The sequence below is a fragment of the Tautonia rosea genome (assembly GCF_012958305.1).
In the GTDB taxonomy this organism is placed as follows: domain Bacteria; phylum Planctomycetota; class Planctomycetia; order Isosphaerales; family Isosphaeraceae; genus Tautonia; species Tautonia rosea.
In genome coordinates this window covers 433,699-458,893 of record NZ_JABBYO010000006.1, presented here as the reverse complement: position 1 = coordinate 458,893, position 25,195 = coordinate 433,699, and the positions used below count along the sequence as shown (strand labels likewise).

The 25,195-nt window shown below is 62.2% G+C and carries 14 protein-coding genes; 6 read left to right on the top strand and 8 right to left on the bottom strand.

Annotation, left to right across the window (positions count from 1 at the left end; all coding sequences use genetic code 11):
* Window positions 1-17: 17 nt before the first annotated feature.
* From HG800_RS28240 to HG800_RS13460, 5 genes are all read left to right on the top strand, one after another.
* Complete coding sequence (locus tag HG800_RS28240) at window positions 18-3,455, top strand: glycosyltransferase family 39 protein (RefSeq protein ID WP_169977131.1); 3,438 nt, start codon at window positions 18-20, stop codon at window positions 3,453-3,455.
* A gap of 273 nt (window positions 3,456-3,728) precedes the next feature.
* Window positions 3,729-6,269, top strand: a complete 2,541-nt coding sequence (locus tag HG800_RS13475; RefSeq protein ID WP_169977130.1) for a DUF1553 domain-containing protein — start codon at window positions 3,729-3,731, stop codon at window positions 6,267-6,269.
* A gap of 27 nt (window positions 6,270-6,296) precedes the next feature.
* A complete protein-coding gene (locus tag HG800_RS13470) occupies window positions 6,297-7,610 on the top strand; it encodes a DUF1501 domain-containing protein (RefSeq protein WP_169977129.1) in 1,314 nt (437 codons plus the stop codon).
* Window positions 7,611-7,914: 304 nt separating this feature from the next.
* Window positions 7,915-9,687 (top strand): DUF885 domain-containing protein, encoded by a 1,773-nt coding sequence (locus tag HG800_RS13465; RefSeq protein ID WP_169977128.1) that lies wholly within the window; start codon window positions 7,915-7,917, stop codon window positions 9,685-9,687.
* Between the two features lie 398 nt (window positions 9,688-10,085).
* On the top strand, window positions 10,086-10,886 hold the full coding sequence (locus HG800_RS13460; protein ID WP_169977127.1) for a hypothetical protein: 801 nt from the start codon (window positions 10,086-10,088) through the stop codon (window positions 10,884-10,886).
* A gap of 31 nt (window positions 10,887-10,917) precedes the next feature.
* Here the strand turns inward: HG800_RS13460 and HG800_RS13455 are convergent, their stop codons facing one another.
* From HG800_RS13455 to HG800_RS28235, 5 genes are all read right to left on the bottom strand, one after another.
* Window positions 10,918-12,099, bottom strand: coding sequence for a tetratricopeptide repeat protein (locus tag HG800_RS13455; RefSeq protein WP_169977126.1), 1,182 nt, complete (start codon window positions 12,097-12,099; stop codon window positions 10,918-10,920).
* A gap of 316 nt (window positions 12,100-12,415) precedes the next feature.
* Complete coding sequence (locus HG800_RS13450) at window positions 12,416-13,465, bottom strand: DUF1559 domain-containing protein (RefSeq protein ID WP_169977125.1); 1,050 nt, start codon at window positions 13,463-13,465, stop codon at window positions 12,416-12,418.
* 159 nt (window positions 13,466-13,624) lie between these two features.
* A complete protein-coding gene (locus HG800_RS13445) occupies window positions 13,625-13,819 on the bottom strand; it encodes a hypothetical protein (protein ID WP_169977124.1) in 195 nt (64 codons plus the stop codon).
* 597 nt (window positions 13,820-14,416) lie between these two features.
* Window positions 14,417-15,583, bottom strand: coding sequence for a hypothetical protein (locus tag HG800_RS13440; protein ID WP_169977123.1), 1,167 nt, complete (start codon window positions 15,581-15,583; stop codon window positions 14,417-14,419).
* 227 nt (window positions 15,584-15,810) lie between these two features.
* Complete coding sequence (locus tag HG800_RS28235) at window positions 15,811-19,548, bottom strand: protein kinase domain-containing protein (RefSeq protein ID WP_169977122.1); 3,738 nt, start codon at window positions 19,546-19,548, stop codon at window positions 15,811-15,813.
* 259 nt (window positions 19,549-19,807) lie between these two features.
* On the opposite strand from HG800_RS28235, the gene thrS reads away from it, so the two are divergent.
* Window positions 19,808-21,982, top strand: coding sequence for a threonine--tRNA ligase (thrS, locus tag HG800_RS13430; protein WP_169977121.1), 2,175 nt, complete (start codon window positions 19,808-19,810; stop codon window positions 21,980-21,982).
* Window positions 21,983-22,022: 40 nt separating this feature from the next.
* Here thrS and HG800_RS13425 read toward each other — a convergent pair whose 3' ends face one another.
* The 3 genes from HG800_RS13425 to acpP form a co-directional block, all read right to left on the bottom strand.
* Entirely contained in the window at window positions 22,023-23,291 is a 1,269-nt protein-coding gene (locus tag HG800_RS13425) for a polysaccharide pyruvyl transferase family protein (RefSeq protein ID WP_169977120.1), read from the bottom strand.
* A 37-nt stretch (window positions 23,292-23,328) separates the two neighbouring features.
* Window positions 23,329-24,573, bottom strand: coding sequence for a beta-ketoacyl-ACP synthase II (gene fabF, locus HG800_RS13420; RefSeq protein WP_169977119.1), 1,245 nt, complete (start codon window positions 24,571-24,573; stop codon window positions 23,329-23,331).
* A 97-nt stretch (window positions 24,574-24,670) separates the two neighbouring features.
* Window positions 24,671-24,904, bottom strand: a complete 234-nt coding sequence (gene acpP, locus HG800_RS13415) for an acyl carrier protein (RefSeq protein WP_152053128.1) — start codon at window positions 24,902-24,904, stop codon at window positions 24,671-24,673.
* Between the last annotated feature and the right edge of the window lie 291 nt (window positions 24,905-25,195).

The following is a 25,195-nucleotide window of genomic DNA, read 5'->3' as shown; positions in this document are numbered from 1 at the left end:
TACTCCAGGAATCTCCCGTGCTCAGCCGTCCCCGCTCCTCCCGAGCCGCGATGCTCATGCTGATCCTCATCTGGTCAGCAAGCATGGGGTACGCCCTGGTTCGGCTTCAACTTTCCTGGAAGGAGCCGCTCCGTCCCTTCGAGCCCGAGGGGCTTTGGATCGCGTCTCCCGATCGGGCCGCCTTCACCGGCTATTTCCGCACCGAGTTCATGGTAACCGGCCAGCCGAAGCATGCCTGGATTGTGGTCTCAGCTCGCAATGCCTTTGAAGTCACGGTCAATCGGAACCCAGTCGGCCGCATCTATCTCTGGCGGCCGACACGGCCCTACCAGAACGGCACCAGCGATCCTGGACAGCGAATCACTCACCCCGAACCCGTGATGGCCCTGAACTTTCCTCGCGAGTATCAGTGGTCTGATCACGATAACGCGCGCGTGCCGTTGTTTATCGATCTCAGCGAATACATCCGTCCTGGGCGAAACGTGATTGGGGTCCAGGTCGAGGCCCGACACCCGCAGCCAAGCTTCCAGCTCTCCGGTGCTGTTGAGTTATGGTCAGGTGAGGTGATCCCGATTCAGAGCAACCCCTCCTGGCGTGCCGAACCAGTTCCTCCGGGACTTCAGACTCTCGACTGGACCGAGCCGAATTATGTCGATGCTCAATGGCGAACCGCCATCACGGTCGATCCTCCCCATCGGCCAAGACTCCGAACCCTCCCACCTCGGACCTACTCGACCCCCTTCCGAGGCGATCGTATTGCTGACCCTCGCGTCGATTCCGACCAGGCCGTGGTGTTCGCGACCGACTGGGAACTGCCAAAAGCTCCCGACGAGGCCTTTCTCCGCGTCTTCAGCAATCGACCGTTCGACCTGACCATCAACGGCACCGCACTTGGTCCGACCATCCCTTCCCCCCTCGACCTCGACCGCGGCAACTGGATCATCAACGAACGCCGCGCCTGGGACCCCTTCAGCAAGCCCGAGCTGCTTGATCCGGACGAGATCGGCTCGCTGTTCGTCGGTAAGGACTTCCTCAACCCGAGACACTCCGACCCTACGTACGATCCGGTCGAACAGTACCGGAACATGGTCAACGTCACCCCCGACCAACCTCGGGCGACCAATCGGAGCGATTTACCCGGCACTTACGACCCGAAGACTCCTATCGAGGAAACGCGTCGGACCCCCGAGAAACCCGATCGATTCCCAGAGCCCGTTCCACCCAAATCCTTGACTCGGGATCGTTCGGAGCTTGCCTACTACGCCTATACAATCGGCCCGTTGTTGAAAGCGGGCTCCAATCGTATCGAGATTCGCCTGGCCGAGCCCTGGACCGTCGAGCCCCCCAACTGGGGTCCTCGACTCGCCATCGATGGAGAGGCAACCCTGACCGATGGTCGCCTGATCCCCCTCGAATCAGGGTCTGACTGGTTCAGTCATCCCTGGATGGGACCCGAGAACACTCCCTCCTGGCAATCGGTCCAAACGCTCGGCCCCGCGCTGACTCCCGACACATCACTCCCAAGACTCACGTACCGAGGCAGACAGAACTCGGCTCAATCCTATTTCGGTCCCCTCATCAACGCCTTTCTCGGTGTCCTGCTCGTGACGATCGCGGCCGGAGTACTGGTGAGCCGGAATCCTCGATGGTCTTGCGGGGCCCGTGCAGGATTAATCCTTGCAACCACGATTGTCCTGCTCACGCTCGGCCTCGATCTCTCGTTTTACGAGCGGCACGAACATCTCCAGTTCCTCATGCCCTGGCCCTGGCTCGTCATGTTCGGTGCCGTTGGCACCGCTCTGGCCACCGGATTCTCAGGGGCCTTTGCCAGCGAACCCGGCGCACGATCACGGACAATCCTCCAGAAGTTCCGAAACCTCCCCAGTCAACCTGTCTGGAGCTTTCTGATTTCCTGGATATTGATCGCAAGCGCATTTCTTCGGATCTACAAGCTTGACTATCAACCCCTCGACGATGACGAATACGCCTCGGTTCAGGCCGTCCTGGCAATCGCTCGCACCGGCGTTCCGGAATTCGAGGTTGAGGGGGTCTACTACACACGCAGCCCTCTGTATCACTATCTGGCCGCCATCTTTGTCCTGATCTTTGGAGAGAACCTCTGGGCCCTCAGAGGTCCCGTAGCAATGTTCGGTGTTGGAACCGTCTGGCTGACCTATCGCTATGGGGCCAAGGTTCTAAGAAGTCCCTGGGTGGGCCTCGGCGCGATGGTGCTGATGGCGGTCCATCCCTTCACGCTCTTCACCGGACACGTTTCCCGCTTTTATCAACAACAGCAATTCTTTGCGATCTTGACTGCCTACTGGTTCTGCAAGGGCTTTGTGACCGATCAGGACCAGAGCCGTCGTGAACTAACTGTGCTGGCCTTCCTTTGTGCAGTCCTTAGCCAGGAGATCACGATGGTGGCGGGCCCCCAGCTTGCGCTCGGCTTCCTTCTGTTCGCCCGCGATCTGGGTTTCCGTGCCAACCTGCGCCTCGTCGCCGCTGGCGGGATCGCGATGGCCTGTATCTTTATTGACTGGCTTGCCTTCCAGACGCTCTGTCTTACGCGTACCGAAGGAGTCTCGCCGAATCTTGAGGCCACCGTCAAGCCTCACTTCTGGCAACCGTTAGCCATGCTTTCCCTAATCATCGGATACTCTCGACTCCACATCTTGCTCAGTGTGTTCCCCCTGCTCGATCTCGTCTTGCGCTGGCGAACCCATAACCGAGCCTTCATCGCAACGGTCTTCCTGCTCGTCTCGGGAGTGGTCATGACCGTGGTCCTCGTCACCCATCCTGGGCTTCGCTACCAATATTTTCTACTTCCCCTCTGGATCTTGGTCGGCGTCGAGGGGATCCGACGCGTTGCAGTCCGCCTCAGTTCGCTGGCTGGCAACCCGTCCCAGCGCCGCCATCGACCGGGTCTACTGGCGGTCGTCCTCTCCGCAGTGATGTTTACGGCTGTCTTACTCTCCTGGTCCCTCTGGCGCGTTCCCGGCTCGTATGATTTAAAACTCCTCCCCGATTCCACCGGAGCTTTCCGATACGTCGCCGCTCATCTCCGAGAGGGCGATCATGTCCTTGCCACCGAACCTCACCCACACGCCGGCATCCTTGAAATCGGCCGGATTGATTATGACCTCAGCGTTCCTCGCTTGCTCGACTTCCTCGTTCTCAAGGACGGCCAACTGATCGACCGCAACGGTGGTGCTGTCTCGATCGGAAATCTCGACGAATTGATGGACGCCTGCGAGGCGCACGATCGCCTCTGGCTCCTCATCTACAAGGAAAAATTCCGGACCCGGGGCAAAAACATGCGATGGGAATATCCAGGTGCCAGAATCGAAACCTTCATCCGGCAGAATATGGAGTTAAAACACCAGACTTATCTCTGGCACGTCTACCTCTGGGATCGCTCCCAGGGGCATTTCCGTCCCTTCAGACCCTCGACCTGACCCCTCGTCCATCTGATTCAAAGCAGATCCGCGTAGCCAACCATAGATTAAAATTTTAATTACATGATTAGTAAAACAAAATCTCAAGCTCGCTGCACATCAAGACCTAGATCGTTCGGCTCACTCGCTCGAATCCCACACAAATCTTCCTCGATTGCGGTCCCTCCATCGACATAGAGTCATGGTTGACCTGATTCGGCACCGAGGTTAAGTTGAGTGATTGATGAATTTTTCTCTTTGCCTTTCATCTGCCCTCGATCCGCGAGGTGGACCATGCCTGCAATCCGTTTCTGGTCAATCTCCGGCATCCTGTTGGCATCGCTCGTTTGGGGAGTGAGCCCTTCGGCAGGCGACCTCGTGCAGGTTGAGGTCTGGGAGAACCTTCCCGAATCCTGGGACTGGCAAGCCCCGGCCGACTCCCCGGCCGATCGCTTCGAGGTCCCTGCGTTGGGAATCCCACACGTTCCGGCAAAATACTCGGATCGGGGAATCGAGCTTGATCGATCCGGCCCGTTCGCACTCCGAGCCGAGACAACGCTTCAGGTCCCTCCGGGGGCTTATCGCCTGATCCTCCGATCGCGGTACGCCTCGCAACTGCGGCTCGATCGCGAGCTCGTGGCCGAATGTCAATTCCTCGCCATTCGGAATGATGGTCACGACGTGGTTCGTGGCTTCCCTCCCCACAACGACCCTCCCCGTCGTCCGCTCCGTCCGGGCGACAACGAACAGATTCTCGACTGGACCTCTGACGGTCTGCCACATCAGGTCGAGCTCTGGGCAATTGTCGGCGGAAAGAACCTGCGGCCCGAGACGAGCGAGCTTTCTGTCAGCATCGCTGCCCCCGGCGAGCCACCCGTCCTGATCGGCGGCTCCGATCGTATTGAGCTCACGGACCCTGGCTGGCGGGCCTACGAGGAGTCCGAGGACCTTCGGATCGAAGCCCTGAACACCACTCGACGTCGCCAAGCCGCACGCAGTGAAGACCGATTCTGGCAAAAGCGCCACGAACTCGCACGTCTTCATGCCGAGAAATCCCCCTCTCCCGAATGGCCCGGCGATCCCTCAGAAAACCTCATCGACCGCTACGTCAGGCACACCGGAGTCAAGCTGCCACCCCTCACCGACGACCTCGCCTTCTTCCGCCGCCTCTCGCTCGACTCGACAGGTGTCATTCCCACCCCCGACGAGGTCAAGGCCTTCCTCGCCGACAACCGTCCCGACAAGCGAGCCCGGGCCATCGAGGCCCGACTCGCCGACCCCCGCTGGGCCGATTCCTGGATGGGCTACTGGCAAGACGTCCTGGCCGAGAACCCGGGCATCCTCAAGCCCACCCTCAACAACACAGGCCCCTTCCGCCGTTACCTCCACCAGGCTTTGCTCGACAACACACCGATCGACCGCCTCGTCACCGACCTGGTCCGCATGGAAGGCAGTGTCTACGGTGGCGCTCCGGGTGGCTTCCGACTTGCCACGGAGAACGATGCACCAATGGCCGCCAAGGCCCACGTCCTGGCCCGCGCCTTCCTTGCCGCCGACCTTCAGTGCGCCCGATGCCACGACGCCCCCACCCACCCCTTCTACCAGGAAGATCTGTTCGGCCTGGCCGCCCTGCTCGAAGGAAAGCCCGTCACTATCCCCGCCACTAGCACCGTCCGGCAACAGCCCGGCGGCCGGGTTCCCTCGGTTTCCATTTCGCTCGCCGCGGGCGACGCCGTTGAGCCGCACTGGAACCTCACCACCATTGCCTCCGACGAACTCGCCGACACCTATCTGCCCGAAGGGGCCGACCTCCGCGATCGCCTCGCCGCCTGGATCACCACTCCCGAGAATGGCCGCTTCGCCCCGGTCCTCGCCAATCGCGTCTGGCAGCGCTACCTCGGCTCGGGACTCGTCAATCCCGTGGACGATTGGGACCTGAACACCACCCGACGCCATCCGGAACTGCTCGACGCTCTCTCTCGCGAATTCATGTCCAACGGTTACGACCTGAAACACCTCGCCCGGCTCATCTTCGAGTCGAGCGTCTACCAGGCCCAGGTGCCGCCCCACGCTGACTCCTCCGTCCAGGCCGACCCGCTCTTGCCCGCTCGCCGACGCCTCTCTGCCGAACAAGTGGTCGATTCCCTCTTCCAGATTGCCGGCAAGCCGTTCCACACCGAGGAGTTGAATCACGACATCATCGGCCGTCGACCACCCCGAGACTTCCTCAACTTCGGTCGGCCTCGTCGCGCCTGGCAATTCGTTTCGAATTCGACCGACCGCGACCGCCCCGCATTGATCCTCCCCGTGGCCGAAAGCATCCTCGACGTCCTTGTCACCTTCGGCTGGCGACCCACGCGGCAAGATCCGATCAGCGTCCGGGACGAGGAGAGTACCCCCCTCCAACCGGCCATCCTGGCCAACGGCGTTGTTGTATCCTCACGCATCGCCAGGCTCTCCGACGACAGCGCCCTGACCGACCTCTGCCTCGACGAAGAGACGGCACCCGAGCTCATCCACGCCGTCTCCCTCCGCATCCTCTCCCGACCTCCCATTCCCGCCGAGCGCGATCGCCTGGTCGCGTATCTCGGTGAATCGTTCAACGATCGGATCGTCCCCGGAGCCGAACCTGCGTCCCCGACCCTCCCCCTTCCCCGACTCGTCTCCTGGGCCAATCATCTGAACGCCGAAGCCACAGAGATCCAGCTTGCCAACCAGCGCCTTGCACGGGTCGGCGACCCGCCAACCCCCCGGCTCACCCTCGAGTTCCGCGAACGCATGGAAGATGTTATCTGGGTCATGATCAACAGCCCGGAATTCGTGTTCCTCCCCTGAGCCTCCCCTCAGCCGACGGATGCCGCTATGATCACTTCCCCATCGACACGCCGAGACTTCCTCCGCACCAGTTCCGTCGGCCTCGCCTCGGCCTCCCTGGCCGCCGCCTCGGCCCCTCGCCTTGCCGCCGCAGCCAGCCCACCGCTCCGCGGTTCGGCCAAGGCCTGCATCATGCTCTGGCTCGGCGGCGGCGCGGCCCACATCGACACCTTCGACCCGAAGCGCCGCGGCGACGGGAAAAAGCAACCGGGCTCGTACTACGACGCCATCCCGACGGCCATCCCCGGTGCCTCTGTCTGCGAGCATCTCTCCCGGGTCGCCGACCGACTCGACCGCTGCGTCCTGATCCGTTCGCTCCACCACAGCGTCATCGACGAACACGCTGCGGCCACGAACATCATGCACACCGGAAGGTTGACCAGCGGGACGGTCGTCTATCCGTCGATGGGATCGGTCGTCTCTCACCAGCTTGGTCCTGGCGGCGACGGCGTCCCGTCCTACCTGCTCGTCGGCCATCCCAGCGTCAGCCGAGGGCCGGGCTTTCTCGGAGCAACGCATAGCTATGTCTATTTGACCGACACCGAATCAGGCCCGACCGGCCTGACGCCCCCAGACAACGTTTCCCGGTCCCGTCAGCAGCGGCGTGAAGCCCTGCTTGACACAGCACGCGACGAGTATCACTCCCGCCACCCCGGCGATGCTCGCATCGCCGACTACATTGCCGCCAGTCGAGAGGCCGCCCGGCTGGCCGGTCCCGATTTCGCCCGGGTCTTCCAGCTCGATGAGGAACTCGCCTCCATTCGAGATTCTTACGGCGGCGAGTTCGGCCAACGCTGCCTGCTCGCCCGCCGTCTGGTCGAGGCCGGCTCGCGCTTCGTCGAGGTCTCGCACAACCTGAATTTCATCAACGGCACCGGCTGGGACACCCACAACCAGGGGCAGTTGCGCCAGCATGAGCTGATCGGCGAACTCGACCTGGCCCTCTCGGGACTCCTCGACGACCTTGAACGCCTGGGACGGCTCGACTCGACCCTCGTCATCGTCGCCACCGAGTTCGGCCGGCCGCCCGAATTCGACTCCGGTGGCGGTCGCGGGCACCAGTCACAGGCCTTTAGCGGCCTGCTGGCCGGCGGCGGACTTCGGACAGGGCAGGTCATCGGCGAGACGGACGAGCTGGCCAAGACCATCGTAGATCGACCCGTCTCCGTCCCCGACCTCTTCGCCACCATTTACTCGGCCCTTGGCATCAATCCCGCCCTCGAACTCCACGCCTCCGGCCGACCCGTCCCGGTTACCGACCACGGTCGACCGATCTCGGATCTGTTCAGCAATCCCGTCTGAGAGACTTCTCGAACCCTGCCACTCCTTGCCGGACTCAGCCGACCGCTCCTGGACTCCCCAGACCGTCGTCAGAACGGCCCGGCGGTTCGGTCCCGCCAAAGCCAAGGACCAGGCGGTTGACGCCATCTACGACTGACGCGACGATGCTCGGCAGAGAAGCCCGGAAAGGTAGAAAACGCACCGGCCTCCCCTGGAGCCTGCCCGGGATGACCTTGCCAGGGCAAAGCGAGTCGCGGCACGGCCGCCGTCCTGTCAAGCAGCTCGACCTTGATCCGATCCCCCGATGATGAGGAGTCCCTCGACGATGACCGTGCGCTTCACCTGGATCGTCCTTGCGACTCTGGCCCTGGCACCGTCCCCCGCTCGGGCTCAAGAGCAGGCAGATGCCGCCCTGGAATCACTCTTCCAGGAGTATCTCGACGCCTGGTTCGCCGACGAACCGCTGACAGCGACCCGGCTGGGCGATCATCGCTTCGACGATCGGCTTGAGGATCTGTCGGCCGACTCGAGGGCCAGATGGGTCGAGCGTGACCGCCGGTTCCTGACCGAATTGCCCAAGCGCGTTCCTTACGACGCTCTCAGTCGTGACGGTCAAATCGATTTCGAAATCTTCCGGCATCACCTGGATTACTCCCTTTGGCTCTCCGAGCACTTCCAGCCGTTCGAGGATGACCCGAGGATCTATGTCGGCTATACGACCGAAGGGGTTTATCTGCTACTCACGCAATCCACCCTTCCCGAAGCCGAGAATCTGGCCAACGCCATCGAGCGGATCAAGGCAGTCCCTCGAATTGTCGAGACGGCCCGTGCCACACTCTCCGGAGCCCCTCGCGTGAAGGTCGAGACGGCCATTCTGCAGACCCGAGGCGCGATCGGCTTCTACACCGATGATCTCTTCCTCTTCGCCAATCGTCCTCGTGATGAGGGCGAACTGGCTAAGGTCGCTGCCGAGGCCGCCAAAGCCTTGCAAGACTATCTTGATTTCCTCACCAACGAGCTCCTTCCAAAGGCTGGCGACGACTGGCGGATCGGTCCCGAGATCTTCGCCGAGAAGGTGGCTCGGGAGCTGAATTCCGGCCTGACCTCCGCTGAGGTCCTTGCCGAGGCGAACGCCGAAGCCGAGCGGGTCGAGCAAGAAATGGCCATCATCGCCCGGCAACTCTGGTGGGACATGTTCCCTGGCATCCCCGTGCCGCCGGACGACCCGCAAGGACGCCGTTTCCTAATCCGGAAGGTGCTGGAGCAGATCGGCCTGGAACACGGATCACCCGAAACCCTTGTCTCCGACGCGAAGTCCACCGTCGAATCCATAAAGACATTTATCAATGACCGAGGTATCCTTGAACTCCCGGAACCGGATCGTTGTGAACTGATCGAGATGCCCGAATTCATGCGAGGCAACTCGGTCGCCTATCTCAACCCCGCTCCCCCGCTCGACCCCGATGGCCGCAGTGAATACGCGATCAGCCCCCCGCCAAGCGACTGGGACGAGGATCGCGTCGCCAGCTTCCTCCGCGAGTACAACGCGCGGATGCTTCAAATTCTCACCATTCACGAGGCGTACCCCGGCCACTACGTCCAGCTCGAATACTCGAATCGATGCCCCTCGCTGATCCGACGGGTCCTCTCCTCCGGCACCTTCGCCGAAGGTTGGGCCGTGTACACCGAACGGATGATGCTTGACGAAGGGTTTGGCCTCGGCGACTTAAAATTGCGCATGCAACAACTCAAGTTTTATTTGCGAGCTGTTGTTAATGCAATCCTTGACCACGAAATGCACGCCCACTCCATGACCGACGACGAAGCCATGACCTTACTCATGGACCGTGCCTTCCAGACCGAAGGGGAAGCCGCCGGAAAGGTCATCCGATCCAAACAGTCGTCGGCACAACTCTCCACCTACTTCGTCGGTCGCGTCGCCTTCCACCGACTTCGCCAGGACATTCAGCGCGAACAGGGAGACGCCTTTGACCTCGCTCGCTTTCACGAGGCCACCCTCTCGCACGGCACCTTGCCGGTCAAGTATCTTCCGGAACTCGTCCGGCAGTCCCTTGGCATCGTTCCTGCCGCCGAGTGAACCGCACCAATAATGAATCCCGAATTCGAGAACTGGGATCAGGTCGCTCTCGATCCCAGCTCTCGTCTCGCACATCCATGGCAAACGCCATCCACAAGAAATGAAAAAATCACACATTGTAATTTCCGCGATCGAATTCCGTAGCCAAGAGATGCTTGCCCACCCGATGATTGCCGGATAATCTCAAGATTTCAATCACTGGGTTGCGCCCACTCAAGGTCACGATCCAGCGTGATTGCGTTGCGTTTCTTTGTATCGGACTCCCAGCTCATCGCATCACGCGATCCTTTCGTGTTCGCGAGTTGACCAGGAATCGAACCGCCGAATTTCCTCGCGTCACCTGCATTTCACTCCTTTTCACCACTCGTGTGCCCAGCATCAATGCTGGGGAGGGCTTCATGTCCACGCCAGAGATGACCCAATCCGACGAGGGGGCCCCCGAAGTCGGCAGCCGAATCCCGGAATCAGGACTGCCCGCGCATTCCCGAGAGTCGTCCCGGGTGTCGGTGGCACTCGCCGCAGGCTTGGTCGCCGGGCTCCTGGCATGGCTGGGTGGGGAAGCCATCGTCGCCTTGAAAACCGCAGACCAGACCTTCGTCCCGGCCAATCAGGGACAAATCGCACAGCATGATGCATTGATCCAGCAGGCAACCATCTTCAAGAGCACCGCGTCATTTGCCATTCTCGGGGCTGCCGTCGGCCTGGCGATGGGGATTGCAGGCGGTTGGCTTCGACACTCAAGCAGCTCGTCGCTGACAACCGGCATTGCCGCGGCGATCCTCGGAGCCCTGGTCACGGCGGGGGTCGCCTGGGTTTCGCTACCGATGTTTCTCAAAGACACCGAGCAACTGGGCGAGAGTATGCTCGCGCCGATTCTCATGCATGGCCTGCTCTGGGCGCCCGTCGGACTTGTGGGTGGCCTGGCCTTCGCGATCGGTCTTGGTCGCCCCCCGGCCATGCTCCTCCAGGGGGCTATTGCAGGAGTGATCGGGGCTGTCTTTGGTGCGACAATCTATGACATCGTGGGAGCGCTCGTTCTCACCTCCGAGAATACCGCCATGCCACTCTCCGAGGGCTGGGGATCTCGATTACTGGCGCGGATGTGCGTCGCCGTCTTGGTAGGGCTCATCACCGCGGCGGTGCTTGATCCGCGATCGAACGCAACGTCGCGTGCGACGCCTATCCCCACACCAGACTAATCCGTTCGGGCAATCGTCAATCCGCCTCCCTTCACTCCGTCGCGGCATCTTTCTCCACGGTTGAGGCGAGAGCGTCCTCAATCTGCCTGAGCTTGTTCTGAATCTCGGTGTCGAACGGATCATCAGCCAGGACGAGTTCGTACCATGCAACAGCCTCCCGTAACCGACCGGCATCGAGACAGGCTTCGGCCAGCTTGCGAAGCATTTCAGGATCGCTCTTCCCAGACGGAGTGACGGCTCGGGCAAGGATGCCAGAGAGAACATCCATTGCTCGAGCCTGGTCCAGAAACGGCTGGGCTTCCTCCTTTCGACCCGCGGCCCGAAGGGCCTGTCCCAGGCCCACGATCGTTTCGCGACGGTTCGGGTCGATTTCGTACGCAGTGCGAAAATACGGCAAGGAGGCCTCGGGTCCCTCTCGTTGCATCACAAGACCACCCCGAAGCCGAGCGAGGGTGACATGGTCTGCAGGACCCAGATCAAGCAGACGCTCTGCCTCCTCGATTGCTCCACGATCCAAAGCCATCTGAGCCATCAGGGCGATGGCATCGGGGTCGTCAGCCATCGGTTCGAGCAATTCGTTGATTTCCTTGAGGGACGCTCCCTTGTCGAGCAGAACCTCGACCATCGCCAGTCGCGCCCAGCCGTCACCTGGATCGGCCTCCAGGACCTTCGACAGAACGTCCTGGTTTTCATCCACTTCCCAGCGCAGCTGATCTCTTGCAATGCACCAGTACCAGACATCCCGAAAGGTCAGGGGAATGAGATCGGCAAGGGCGATCAACTGGCCCTCGATCGCTTCGGCACGCTGCTGGACTCCATAGAGATACAGCAGTTCGCGACGAACATCGACCAGTGTCGGGTCGATGTTCAGTGCCTTGAGAAAATGAGCCTCCGCCGCCCGAAGCCGATGTCGACGAACCTCCACCTGACCCGCCCGGTAGTGTGCCCAGCGAGCCATCCGATGATCGTCCGGAACATGCTCGATCGCCCGCAAGGCTTCGTCAAGCTCGTCGCGAGCAAAGGCGACCTGAGCGCGTAAGACCCAATCGTCGGCTGTAGGAGTCCTGAGGCGTGTCAACCGCTGCAGAAGCCGTTCTGCACGATCGATCTGATTCGCCTCGATCGCTTCGGCAAGCTGCAACGACAATCGCTCCGGATCGCGATCCTGGGTGAGCTTCCATGCAACTCCAGCGATCAGGATGACGGCGGCCACCAGGATACCTCGGCTCAGAACCGGTAGCCACAGTTGGAATCGACTCATAACAAAACGTCACGAGATCAAGGAGACTGAATTCATTCCTGTCTTGCTTCCGTGCACCAACCACGAGCAAAAGGTCCGAAAACCGGCACGGCTAGCCGATCTCCAGACCCCTTGCATGAGTATCCCACCGTGTGCGGTTGGAAACCAGTATCCCCCCCTTGGGCCGGCTTGAATAGGTCAAGAACTTAAAGAACGCCCCGCCACCGTCACACCGTGGCGGAGCAGTCTGATGGTCCTCCGAGTCCCGTCAAACCCCTTCACAAGGAGGTTAGAACTGGTCGCTGCTAAGCACCTCGTTGCCGTCCTTCGTGCCCAGCGCCCACCAGGTGTTCAGATTAACCGTATCCTTGATGAAACGGACCGAGCCGTCGCCGAGCAGAGCATTGATCCCGCCAGGATGCAGGCTGCTCGAATTCATTATCTGGGTGTTATCAATCCCGCATCCGGGGCAGCCGTTGCGGCACGCACCCCACTCCTTCCCGTTGGGAGGAACAGCCGTCGAGGCAAGAGTCCACCCGGTCACCCCCATGACCCAGCGGGTTCCGGGGCTGCTGGTATAGTGACCCAAGGGAGCACCGCTCTTCCAGTAAAGGTCGCAGGCTTGCATCGTCTCGAAGTAGACCTGAGGATTTTCCTGCACGTTGTACTGCTGGACAAACGACACACCCGTCATCCCGTTCCGACGCGTGTGCGTACCGTTTCGGGTATCTCCGACCAGGGCCTCGACAAAAGCGAGCGTGTTCGAAGTACCATCGGTTGCATCCGCAATCGAGTAGGAACGCTGATACGTGAACAGACCTGGACTATTTCCGCCGTTACCAGCCTGGCTTGACCCTTGGGTGTTCGGTCCGCAACTGGCGTAATAGTTGTTCAAGCGTCCCTGACCGGCCTTTCCGTCCGAAGGGCACAGGAACGACGCAATCCGGGTATTGAACACCGTAAGGTTGGATGCGTACCCCTGGGGGGTCCGCCCACTGTGCCAGACCGCCCAGTCGAAATTGCACGCCTGATAAACCGGGCCCTGCTCCAGATATGGCAGGATCAGGGCGTGGATGGCCCAGTTGTTCCAGGTGTGCGAGGTAAACGGATCGATCGTACTGATGTTGCGAGACATCCCCATCGGAAATGTCTCATGCGTGGAATGATAATTATGCAACGCCAACCCGATCTGCTTCATGTTGTTCGTGCACTGGGCACGACGTGCCGCTTCCCGCGCCGATTGCACTGCCGGCAGTAGCAGCGCGATCAAGACGCCGATGATGGCAATGACGACCAGCAATTCAATCAGGGTAAAACCCCGACGAGAAAATCGATTCATGACTCGGAATCCTCTTGGGAGAAGGGAACAACGGACCGACGACATGAAAACGCACGACGCATCGAACGATTAGAAAATCAAAGCAATCTCATCCCTGAAAATCCGAAATCACTGGCTGACACCGCACAGTGGCACCCCATCCCGAACCATGCGAGTCGCTCAAAGCGCCCCGCTCGCTTCCTGCTCCATCATGTACTGATCCGAAAGCTCGGCTTCCTGCTCCATGATCGGATCAATTTCTGCCGGTTGATCCATATCGACCCCACCCCCACAACCGACCATCGGTACGGCCGAAATGATGAGGGCGAGCGCTAAATCCAACCGCGCATGCATGCCGCGAGACACGAATGACATTTGATGACCTCCTCAGAATCACGTTGCGACAACCTGGAACGATCACAGCGCGACAGGCGAATGACCAAACATCCGAAAGGATCATTCGGGGCAAGAAATGATGAGCGACCCTGTGGAGGTGTGATGCGTTCCAGGTTTGGCAATCTACCCGCCTTGAGATTCCGAGTAAAGTTGCCAATTCGGGAATTGTATGGAGTTTTTTCCTGAAATTCGAACATCCCTCTCGTTCGGATTCTTTCTCCACTTCGATCCTGCTTCACGCTGCCAAGCTCACACGCGACCCAACTCCCTACACCGTTTCCACTTCTGTTCGGAATTACACGACTCCGAATCCACTCGCCAAAGCATGCCACTCCTTACAAGCTCGTCTCAAGAACGCTGCTGAGAATCCGAGAATAAATCCTCACAATGAAGCGATTTTTCATCAGAATCGCGGCCGTCAATCATGTTGAGCTTCTCCCTCGCATCAACCCGTGTTTCCTTTATGAAACATGCCCGGCGGGGTCGAAAGACCCCGCCGGGCGGAACCCTTGACTTCGCGTTCTCGAACCATTTGAAGCGACGACTGGGTTGACACTCCGTCCTGAATCCGGGAACTCAGGCCGCGCGGAGCCAGTCCCGAATTCGGCCCAGTTCGCCATTCCAGGACGGATCGAGACGACGGCGTACGTAGCAGCCGTAGAGGAGGTCGAGCGTTTCGGTCAGATGACGGAGCAGGTCGATCCGGCCGTCGATCGCCTCACGACCAGACACGCCGTCTTCCTTGGGCAAGGCGGCGCCGGAAACGGCCATCGTTTCGGCCTGGATCGTCAGTTCGTAGGTCGCCCCTTGGCGTTCGAGGAGCAGACCGGCTTTGCGAGGAAGCTTCCCCGATTGTAAGGCCCGCAGGGCCTCCGGCATCCGGGTCGGGCCTTCATATGAGAGACTATCGCGGCCCGTCTCACCTCGAGGGCAGTCGAGTTGCAGGGTCTTGGAGATCATGACTGAGCATTCCGAGCCGTCGTCCAGTGTCAGCACGTCCCCTTCGTTCTGGAGGGTATGCCAGAGCCAGAGGAGAAACTCGTTGCCCCAGTAGTCTCGGCTGGTCGGGTCAGCCTCGGCCCAGGCGATCGAGGAATAAAGCGCCGAGTCGCCGTCGCCAAACAGGGCGAGCGGGGCAGAGTCGTAGAGCGCGTCGCCGTGCCCCATTTCGGCAGCAATTGACGAGGCGAGTACCCCGGCGGTCACGGGTTCGAGTGTTCGATCGAACGTCTCTCGGAACAAGGGGAGCAGGCGGTCGAGCACAGCGTTGGACGTGGCGCCAGCGTAGAGCGTGTTGGTGCGGGCGTCCCAGAGGATCGGATGCATTTTCCGACGCCGATAGCGACCGTCGGCGGCCTCGGCCTCGGCGCGGACCTTCGCGGCTTCCTTCGCCTCTTCACGTTGGGCCTTGGTGGGTCGGCCGCTGGCATTTTGCGCGGCTCGAGCATCAAGTTCGATCTGGGTGTAGGCCTTCAGCAGATCGCCCGGAATCTTGTCGGCGTCGATCCTCATCCCAAGATGCAAAGCGTCGTTGATCGCGTTCTTGCCCAGCTCGAACGTCATGTCGAGTACATGGTTGCCGCCCGACCAGCCAAAATGCACCCCGTCGGTCGGGTCGGCATCGCCGTGTCGGCCGATGGCGTGATTCGCGGCCAGTTCCAGGATTTCCTCGTCGAACGGCAAGGGTGACTCACCGCTGACCCGGAACCGCACATAGCTGACGCGCCCGTTCAGGAAGCCCATGGGTCGGCGCTCCTCCGAGTGACCAGGCCCCGAGGCGACCATCGCCGAGCGGGGACAAAAGACCATCCTGTCGCCGAACCATCATCGGCCGCGCCGACCTCCCCTCCGAACCAAGCCGAGCGATCGTCAGGCTTCGAAGGGCCGCTCGTACCGATCGGCCGCGCCCTGGCCAACGAGGCAATTTCTGCGGCCTGCGAAGCCATTGCCGAGACCAACCCTCATGCGTCTCAGCGTTCAATCCCGATGCCCCCCGCATCCCAGGACGATTCGAGCCGGTCGAGCCGCCAAAGCCGCATCGCTTGCTCTCCTTCGACCGCAACGGCCAGCGATCGGCCGTCGGGAGCGAAGTCGAGCCCAATAATGGGGCCTGTCGCTTCGCCAAGCGTCGCCACGAGCCGGAGCGTCGATGCGTCAATCCGCCAGAGTCGAACGACCTGATCAACCCCTCCCGAGGCCAGGGTTCGTCCATCAGGAGCGATCGCCAGAGACGAAACCCCACCCGGATGAGCGTCCCCGATCGTGGCGGATGGCACGCCGTCGGGTAACGGAATCAAGACCAGAGCTCCCCCCGAGGTTCCCGAAACAACCAGACTGCCATCCTCTCGGAGCGCCAGGGCGTGGATTGGGCCGTCCTTGTGATCCCACTGACGAACCAGAACCGGATCGTCCGCGTCGAGCCGGAGCAGACGGGTCAGGCCGTCGCGGCCCCCGGCGGCAATCCAGGGCTCGGCGAGGGTCAGGCTGGGAAGGGTGAGCATTCCCCGAACAATCTCCGCCCCCCGATCACGCCAGCCGACGATCTGGGCCTGACGCTCGAGATCCCAGCAACCGATCTCCCGCTGATCATCGAACAGGAACCACAGCCGTCGGCCGTCGGTCGAGAATTGCAAGGCCGACGGATTGATTCGCCCGATCACTTCCGGAGGCGCTTCCGAGCCAATCTTCCAAAGAAGCACGCCGGCACCTGTTCCACTGAATGCGACGTAATCCCCTTTCGGAGACACGGCCAGTGACAGGGGCCCGCCATTGTCTGATCCCTCGGCCGGTAGGTCGAGTCCTGCCAGTCGTTTCGGCCCATCAAAGCTCCAAAGCTCCACTCGGATCAAATCCTCTGATCGACCGAGCCGGGCCACGCTCTGACCATCGGGCATGTAGGCCACCGCCTTGACCAGGGTTTCATCGAGCCCGATGGCCTCATAGGCCGGATGGTCCGTGAGCTCCCTCTGGGTTGCCCTCCCCTTGCCGGTCGTAACGATCTGGTCCCCGTCGGGGTCGAAGGCCACGTCGATCAGCCCGTAGCCGGTCCCTTCGGCCTCGTGAATGGAACCGACCATCTGCCCGGTGCTTGCGTCCCAGAACTTGATGCACCGATCGTCATCATGTGAACAGGCGGACGCCAGCAGCGAGCCGGATGGGTGGAAGTCCAGGTCGCTCAGATCGTAACGATGGGCCGCCGTGGAAAGTTCCGGGTCGGTCAGAAGGTCAACAACCTGCATCCGATCGCTCGAAACCAAGGTGATTGCCTCGGAGCCTCCGGCGGCAATCATCCGGCCGTCGGGGCTCCAGGCCAGGCGATTGCTTCCGACCTCCGGTCCTTGCTCGATCGACTCCAGCGTGTTCGGGTCGTGCCGATGCAAGCGACCTCCCACCACACACGCCAGAGCTCCCGATCGGCTGATCGCCAGGGTTTGCACCGGCCCCTCGCCACGAAACTCGGCGGCCGGAGCCCGAGGAGCACGCCGAGGCGCGTCGAGTTCCCAGCGACGGAGGGCACCATCCTCGCCGCAGGAAACAATCGCCGGAGCGTCACCCCCGGCCGCGAAGGCCAGGCCGAGCAGATTCCCCTCATGGGCCGACCAAACCAGACGGTGCGGATCGTCCTGTTGAAGGTCCCAGAGCTGAATCCGACCGCTCCGCGTGCCGGCAGCCAGCCACCGGCCCTCGGCATCAAAGGTCATCCGACGGACACCATCCTGCCCCCCGTCTCGAATCTGGTCTTTGAACGACGCCGGAAACGAGAGCCGACGCTGAATCGTCCCGGACGGCCAATCGACGAGCACGACCGAGCAGACCAGAAACCCTTGAGCCTTGAACTCGCCCAGCGCCAGGGTTTGGCCATTGGGGGCGAAGGCGACGCAGCTTGGATTCAGTCCCAGCAGCAGATCCTCGGCGTCCTTGTAATCGAACGTCGCCAGCCGCTCGGCGGCGATGGTTCGGAGCAAGGCAGCCCCATCCACGTCCTCTCGGGGGCGAAGCCTCGCAGCTTCGGCCAGCTCGTCGCGAGCCTGCCAGGTCCAGCCGGGCCGAGGGTCGGCTGATCGCTGGCGAAGCCGGTCGAAGAGGGCATAGTATCGTTGCAACCGCTCGGCGTCGCGAGCGACCTGTGCTTCTCGATCGGCCTCACGGGCCTCGGCCAGCGCCACCTCGCGATCGAGCCGTGCCTGCTGACGATCCAGCACGACCTGTCCGATGAATCCCAGGCTCCCCAGGGCCACCAGCAGAGCCGCCAGGACCCCGGCCACCCAGGTCTGATGTCGTCTCGACCAGCGGCCGAGCCGGATTACGAACGGATCGCGACGAGCAGAGACCGGCTCATCGGCCAGCCACCGTTCCAGGTCATCGGCCAGCGCCCGGGCGGTCGGGTAGCGGTCGGCCGGCTCAAACGCCATCGCCTTCGAGCAGATCGCGTCAAGGCACGGGTCGATGGTCCGATCACGGGACCGGGCCGCCACCACCTCACCCGTCTTCACCCGATTCAAGATCGACTTCGGGTCCGACCCCTCAATGGGCGGATGGCCCGTTAAGAGGGTGGAAAGCGTCGCGCCGAGACTGTAAACATCGCTCGCCGGACCAATGCGCTCCGAATCGCCGATCGCCTGTTCCGGGGCCATGTAGTGAGGCGTTCCTACGGCCACGCCGGGCACGGTTTGCTCGGTCGATCCCGATCCGGCGCCGAGCAACACACTGGGCTGAGGACCAATGGCAACCGTCGCCTCGATCCCCTTCGATTCCGGTTCGAAATTCTGGATCATCCCTTCGGCGTCAGCCTCAGCCGCATCGAGTTCGTCAAGCGGCCGGGCCAACCCCCAGTCGACGACCAAGGTTTCTCCGTGAGGCCCGAGCAGAATGTTCGACGGCTTCAGATCGCGGTGGATCACCCCTCGGCTGTGCGCATAGTCCACCGCATCACAGACGGCAAGGAACCGGACAATGAACTTCCGCAGCCGCAAGGCCCGGTCTCTCCGGGTCCTTGGCCGTCCCTCGCTTCGGTGAAAACGATCAATCGCATCGCGGAGCGACTCGCCTCGAACAAACCGCATCGTGTAATACGGCCGTCCATCCTCATGCTGCCCCAGGGCATAGACTGGCACAATTCCTGGATGCTCCAGATTACCCGTGATTCTTGCCTCAAGCAGAAATCGGGTTCGACTGGCCAGATCATCGGCGTACTGAGCCTGGATTTCCTTCAACGCCACGTCGCGATCCAGCTCACGATCGTAAGCGACGTGGACCTCACCCAGCCCCCCCTTCGCGTGCAACCGGATGACCTGGAATCGGGCATCGCCCACCGCACCCGCGGCCCCCACCGACCGACTCCGGCCAGCGTTTCCCGGAATCAGGGTGACATCCGGGTCGCCGGGAAAACCAGTCAGTTCTATCAGATACGAACACGCGTTGTCCTGGTCAGGTGCTGAAGCGTCTTGGACCGACACGGTCGACAAGGCCCGAAGGCTTTGCGAGGGATCGTTCCCATGCTGCGAGAGATGCAGACGCATCAACTGCTCGACCGCGGCCTTCTTCTGAGCGTCGAGCGAACCGAGGTCATCGAGCACCTCGGCGATGAACCGGGAACGGTCGGCCGCCCAACGCTTCAGCGCCTCGTCCAGCTCGGAGATCGAGATCAGACCCGATCGCGCCGCGAGCGTCGCAAAGAGGAGCGATCGGTCATCATCGGCGATCGACATGTGAAGGCCGGGGGTCCGGGACTGCCGCTTTGGGAGAAGCGATCGACCGATCACAATGACTCGGACACGCCAGCGAGTCGCGTTGGAGTCCGGAAGACGACCTTCCGTCGCTGGACGCCACGCGATTCCTGATGATAGTCTATCACCTCAGACCAGATGATTCGAGTTGACGGAGCCGCGCCGGGCCGGCGTTGTGGGTCGGAGGGGGCGGCTCTGTCGTCTCAAGGGCCGGTCGCATCCCGACCGGGCACACACTCCGATGGTTCAGATTCAATTGCCGGACGGTTCGGTTAAGGACTTTTCCGAGGGGGTCCGCCCCCGAGAGGTGGCCGCCTCCATCGGCAAACGGCTGGCCGATGCCGCCGTCGCCGCCGTGGCCAACGGGACAATCGTCGATCTCGATCGCCCACTGGAGGTCACGACCGAGGGACCAATCTCCTTCCGCGTCCTGACCCCGAAAGACTCCGAATCGCTCGACGTCCTGCGCCACTCAACCGCGCACGTCATGGCCCGAGCGATCCTCCGAATCTTCCCCGGTGCTCGGCTCGCGTTCGGGCCGACAACCGCCAACGGTTTCTATTACGACATCGACCTGCCCGATTCCCGAACCATCTCCGAAGATGACTTCGAGGCCATCGAAGCCGAGATGCGGGCGATCATCCAGCAGGCCGAGCCCTTCGAACGCTTCACCCTGCCCGTCCCCGACGCCCGGCAGTTCTGCGAAGACCTCGGCCAACAGTTGAAGGTCGAGCACATCGATCAGGAATTGCACACCTTCGGCACTCTCTCGTTCTACCGACAGGGAGAGTTTGTCGACCTCTGCCGCGGACCTCACATTCCCCACGCCGGGAAGGTCGGGGCCTTCAAGCTGCTCTCGATCGCCGCGGCCTACTGGAAAGGCCGAACCGACGGCCCGATGCTTCAGAGGCTCTACGGCACGGCCTTCTTCGACCGCAAGGACCTGGAAGCGTATCTCACCCAGATCGAGGAGGCTAAGAAGCGAGACCACCGCAAGCTCGGCAAGGAACTCGGCTTGTTTACCCTCTCTGAGAAGGTCGGTTCGGGCTTGATCCTCTGGATGCCCAAGGGGGCGATCGTCCGCGGCATCCTCGAACAGTTCTTGAAAGAAGAACTGCTCAAGCGAGGCTATGAGCCGGTTTACACCCCTCACATCGGCAAGGTGGAACTCTACAAGACGAGCGGCCATTACCCGTACTACCGCGATTCGCAGTTCCCAACCCTCAAAATGCTGAGCGACCCGGCCATGGCTCTGGTCGCCGGCCTGGAACGGAACGAGCTGGACGACGACACCCAGAAGATCCTCCTGGCCGAGGCCCGGATCGACGACGCCGAGTACTGGAAGCTCGACGCCGCCGGACGCATCGGTTACGTCATGGAACATGGCGTGAGCGAGGAATACCTGCTCAAGCCAATGAACTGCCCCCATCACATCCAGATCTATGCCGCCCAGCCGCGCAGCTACCGCGACCTGCCCGTGCGGCTGGCCGAGTTCGGCACCGTCTACCGCTACGAGCAGTCGGGCCAGCTCGCCGGCCTGACCCGTGTCCGCGGCTTCACCCAGGACGACGCCCACCTGTTCTGCACCCCGGATCAGGTCCGCGGCGAGTTCCGCGAGACAATGGAGCTAACGCAGTACATCCTCGGCAGCCTCGGCCTGAACGATTACCGCGTCCGCCTCTCCAAGAGCGACCGCAACGACCCGAAGTTCCAGGGGGCCGACTTCGACGTCTGGGAGCGTGCCGAGGCCGACATCCGCGCCGTGCTCGACGAGATGGGACTCGCCTACGAGGAAGCCGAGGGCGAGGCCGCCTTCTACGGCCCGAAGGCCGATTTCGTCGTCCGAGACTGCCTCGGCCGTCAGTGGCAGCTCGGCACCGTGCAGCTTGATTACGTCTTGCCCGAGCGTTTTGAACTCGAATACACCGGAGCCGACAACAAGCCGCATCGCCCGGTGATGATCCATCGCGCCCCATTCGGCTCGATGGAGCGGTTCATGGGCATCCTCATCGAGCACTTCGCCGGAGCCTTTCCCCTCTGGCTCGCCCCGGAACAGGTTCGCGTCTTGCCGATCTCCGACAAGGTCGCCGACTATGCCAACGAGGTCCTCGACGAGTTGAAGGCCGTAGGTCTCCGCGCTTCGATCGACCGCCGACCCGAGAAGATTGGCGCGAAGATCCGAGACGCCCAGCTCGAAAAAATCCCCGTCATGCTCGTTGTCGGAGCCAAGGAGGCCGAGGCCCGCCTCGTCGCCTACCGCGACCGGATCGACGGCGACCAGGGTGCCCTCCCCCTGGCCGACGCCATCGCCCGCCTCCGCGCCGAATCCGACGCCCGCACCATCCGCCAGAGCATCGCCCCCTCGGCCCCTGAGCCCGTCACCCCGGAGAGCGAGAGCGAGAAGCACGCCTATTGAGCCGTGCTCGACAATCTCGACCTCAAGGCCTGAGAGACGGTCACGACTGCTGGATCGCCTCTCGGGCCGTTGCAACACCCAGCCGAAATCGTTCTGCGGCCGACTCAATTGCCCTCGCTCGGAGGGTCTCGGCAGCGTCGGGATCGGAGTGAATGGCGAGCAAGCGGTCGGCAACCTGAGCTCCCGTCACCTCCTCGACGTTCATCATCCAATCGCCTAGCCCGAGGTCGGGATACATCTGCCCCTTCCAGGTGTCAGTCGGCTGGCGGAGGTAAATGGCTGGGGTGCCGCCGGCCAGCGCAATGATCGGCGAATGGCACTCGTGACTCACCACCGCAGCGGCCTGGCGATAGACGGAAGCAGCCTCGTCGGTCAGCCAGTAGCGGTCCAGGGGAACGGCCTTGGCCTTCACGTCGTCGGGCAGCGGGTCGAAGACGAGGGGACGGATGATCTCCACCTGATAGGTCATCTCGGGGACGATCAGTGCCTTGCCGCCGGTCTCGCGGACCCAGGCGATCAGTGCCTGTCGGAGCTTCGCGTGGTCCTGATCGGCGAACTCCTCGTTGATGGCCGAACGCTCGGCGATCCGATCCTCCGGAACCGATCCCGGTCTCAGCTCCCAGTAAGGCGTGTACCGCAGCCGCGGTACGAAGCAGGCGAATCGGCCCGGCGAGAGGCCATGCTCAGTCATCAGGCGTTTGGCCGATTCCTCGTCGCGCAGATCGAGCGCAAAGGTCGCATCGGGAACGAACCGGACGTTTGGACCGGCGATCCCGGCCTCGTTCACCAGCGCCAGCGACCGCGTCTCTCTCGTGAAAACGAAGGAAGCCGCCGCAAGAAGGTCGAGCGATGCCTCGTTGACCTCGCTGATCGTCACGCCGAACAGACCGAAGGGCGTGTCGGTGGCCGCTCGCCACTGACGGATCGACGCAGCACCGACGATCGACGGGCCAGAGCCGTGCAGCAAGAGATCAGCCGAGCCGATCGCCTCGTCGAGCGTCGGGTCGTGGTCCCGGGGCTCACCTACCTGCAGCTCCCGAATCAACCGCAAGCCCGGGAAGCGCCTGCGGAGCATCGGCTCGACCCCTCGTTCGAGCGGGCGGCTTGGCCAGAGGATGACCCTGGCCTCGGGCCAGTGGTGCTCCAGAAGTGCGATCAGGCCCGGTGTATGGGCGATGTCCCCGATATTCTCGGTCTGCCAGCTCGACCGGAGCAGGATGGTCGGCGCATTGAGACGCCCCGGCCTGGCGGCGGCAGCCAGCACCGGGGCGATCACACTGAACAGAGCTTCGCGACGGGTGTAGCTCATGCGTGGCTCCCAATCGCGTCGAAGGAAGGGGCCAGGCTCACGGACGACCGATTACCAGGCTCGCATTGTGGCCGCCGAAGCCGAAGCTATTCGACATCACTCGATCGACGCGGACCTCTCGGGCGGTGTGGGGAATGTAGTCGAGGTCGCAGCCTTCGCCCGGCTCGTCGAGGTTGATCGTCGGCGGCAGGACACCTCGGTGGATCGCCAGGGCCGAGGCGACCAGTTCCACCCCTCCCGAGGCTCCCAGCAGGTGCCCAAGGTGGCTCTTGGTGCTGGACACCATCAAACCGTTCTTGGCATGATCACCGAAGATTGTTTTCATGGCCTTCGTCTCGGCCAGGTCTCCCAGACCAGTGCTCGTGCCGTGGGCGTTGATGTAGCCGACGGTCGAGGGGTCGCACTTCGCGTCGTCGAGGCACATCCGCATGGCGCGGGCGGCCCCTCGGCCTTCCTCGTCGGGAGCAGTAATGTGCGAGCCGTCGGCCGACATGCCGTAGCCGAGAATCTCAGCATAGAGGCGGGCCCCTCGGGCTCGGGCGACTTCTTCGGCCTCGATGATGAGCACGCCGGCCCCTTCAGCCAGCACGAAGCCGTCGCGATCCTTATCAAACGGGCGGCTGGCCCGTTGCGGGTCGTCGTTGCGGGTGGAAAGCGCCCGCATCGAGGCAAACCCGCCGAGTCCCATATGGGTAATCGCCGCCTCACTGCCTCCGGTTACCATCAGGTCGGCCCAACCCGACTGAATCGCCTTGAAGGCATCTCCAATCGCGTTGGCGGCACTGGCGCATGCAGTGGCCATGGCCGAGGTCGGGCCTTTCAGACCGTATCTGATCGAGATTTGGCCGCTGGCGGCGTTGACCATCAGCTTCGGGATGGTGAACGCGCTGATTTGCCGGGGGCCTTTCTCGATCAGGTTGCGGTGCTGTTCCTCGAACTCGTTCAGCCCGCCGATGCCCGATCCGATGTACACCCCACAACGCTCATGAGGGATGGGCGGTGCGTTGAAGTCGAGCCCGGAGTCTTGCACTGCCGCTTCGGCGGCCACCAGCGCAAACTGGGCAAAGCGATCGAGCCGACGGGCTTCCTTGTGGCCGAATCGGGCATCGGGGTCCCAATCGCGGACCTGGCCCCCGAAGTGGACCTTGAACGGGGTTGTGTCAAAGAGCGTCAGCGGGCCAACACCGCTCCGCCCTTCGAGCAATCCGGCCCAGAAGTCGTTGAGGGTTTCGCCCAGACCGGTGACGACACCCATGCCCGTAATAAAAACGCGACGCGACATGACGATCGATCTCGGTTCGCCCCGGCGTGGCCTCGGCGGGGAAACCCCCGCCGGGTGACTCGCCTGCCGCCATTGCAAGGGCGAGGAGCGGTTGCGGTTACTTACTATGTTCCTGGATGTAATCCACCGCCTGGCCGACGGTCTGGATCTTCTCGGCTTCCTCGTCTGGAATTTGGATGTCGAACTCTTCTTCGAATTCCATCACCAGTTCGACGGTGTCCAGCGAGTCGGCGCCCAGGTCCTTGATGAACTCGGTCTCGCGAGTGATCTGGTCCTTGGCGACGCCCATTTGCTCGCTGACGATCTCCACGACACGTTCTTCGATCGACACGGGCGGACCTCCTTGGTCACGGGGGCAACGGCCGGCCCCCGCCCGTCCGTGGACGATCGGCAGCGGCCCGGATGCCGGCGGGTCAGATTACAGAATGAGTGCGATGCAAATGCGGATGGTGGGGTGAACCGGCCCGATCCTGGCAGGCATTCTCATGCGTGCCGCTGGATCGTCAGTCCTTGTCCGAAAGGGCCTCCGTCCACCGATCGGAGGCACATGGCCGGCCGACATTCGGGTCGATCAAGACCCCGAGGGCAACACCTTATCAGCCCGCCCCCGGATTGTCCAGAC

Bases quoted from the DNA above. Each gene is read 5' to 3' on its own strand.
- HG800_RS13440 (WP_169977123.1), bottom strand. From the start codon at position 15,583: ATGGGCTTCCTGAACGGGCGCGTCAGCTATGTGCGGTTCCGGGTCAGC.
- HG800_RS28235 (WP_169977122.1), bottom strand. From the start codon at position 19,548: ATGTCGATCGCCGATGATGACCGATCGCTCCTCTTTGCGACGCTCGCG.
- HG800_RS13425 (WP_169977120.1), bottom strand. From the start codon at position 23,291: ATGAGCTACACCCGTCGCGAAGCTCTGTTCAGTGTGATCGCCCCGGTG.
- HG800_RS13450 (WP_169977125.1), bottom strand. From the start codon at position 13,465: ATGAATCGATTTTCTCGTCGGGGTTTTACCCTGATTGAATTGCTGGTC.
- HG800_RS13475 (WP_169977130.1), top strand. From the start codon at position 3,729: ATGCCTGCAATCCGTTTCTGGTCAATCTCCGGCATCCTGTTGGCATCG.
- thrS (WP_169977121.1), top strand. From the start codon at position 19,808: ATGGTTCAGATTCAATTGCCGGACGGTTCGGTTAAGGACTTTTCCGAG.
- HG800_RS13470 (WP_169977129.1), top strand. From the start codon at position 6,297: ATGATCACTTCCCCATCGACACGCCGAGACTTCCTCCGCACCAGTTCC.
- fabF (WP_169977119.1), bottom strand. From the start codon at position 24,573: ATGTCGCGTCGCGTTTTTATTACGGGCATGGGTGTCGTCACCGGTCTG.
- HG800_RS13465 (WP_169977128.1), top strand. From the start codon at position 7,915: ATGACCGTGCGCTTCACCTGGATCGTCCTTGCGACTCTGGCCCTGGCA.
- HG800_RS13445 (WP_169977124.1), bottom strand. From the start codon at position 13,819: ATGTCATTCGTGTCTCGCGGCATGCATGCGCGGTTGGATTTAGCGCTC.
- HG800_RS13460 (WP_169977127.1), top strand. From the start codon at position 10,086: ATGTCCACGCCAGAGATGACCCAATCCGACGAGGGGGCCCCCGAAGTC.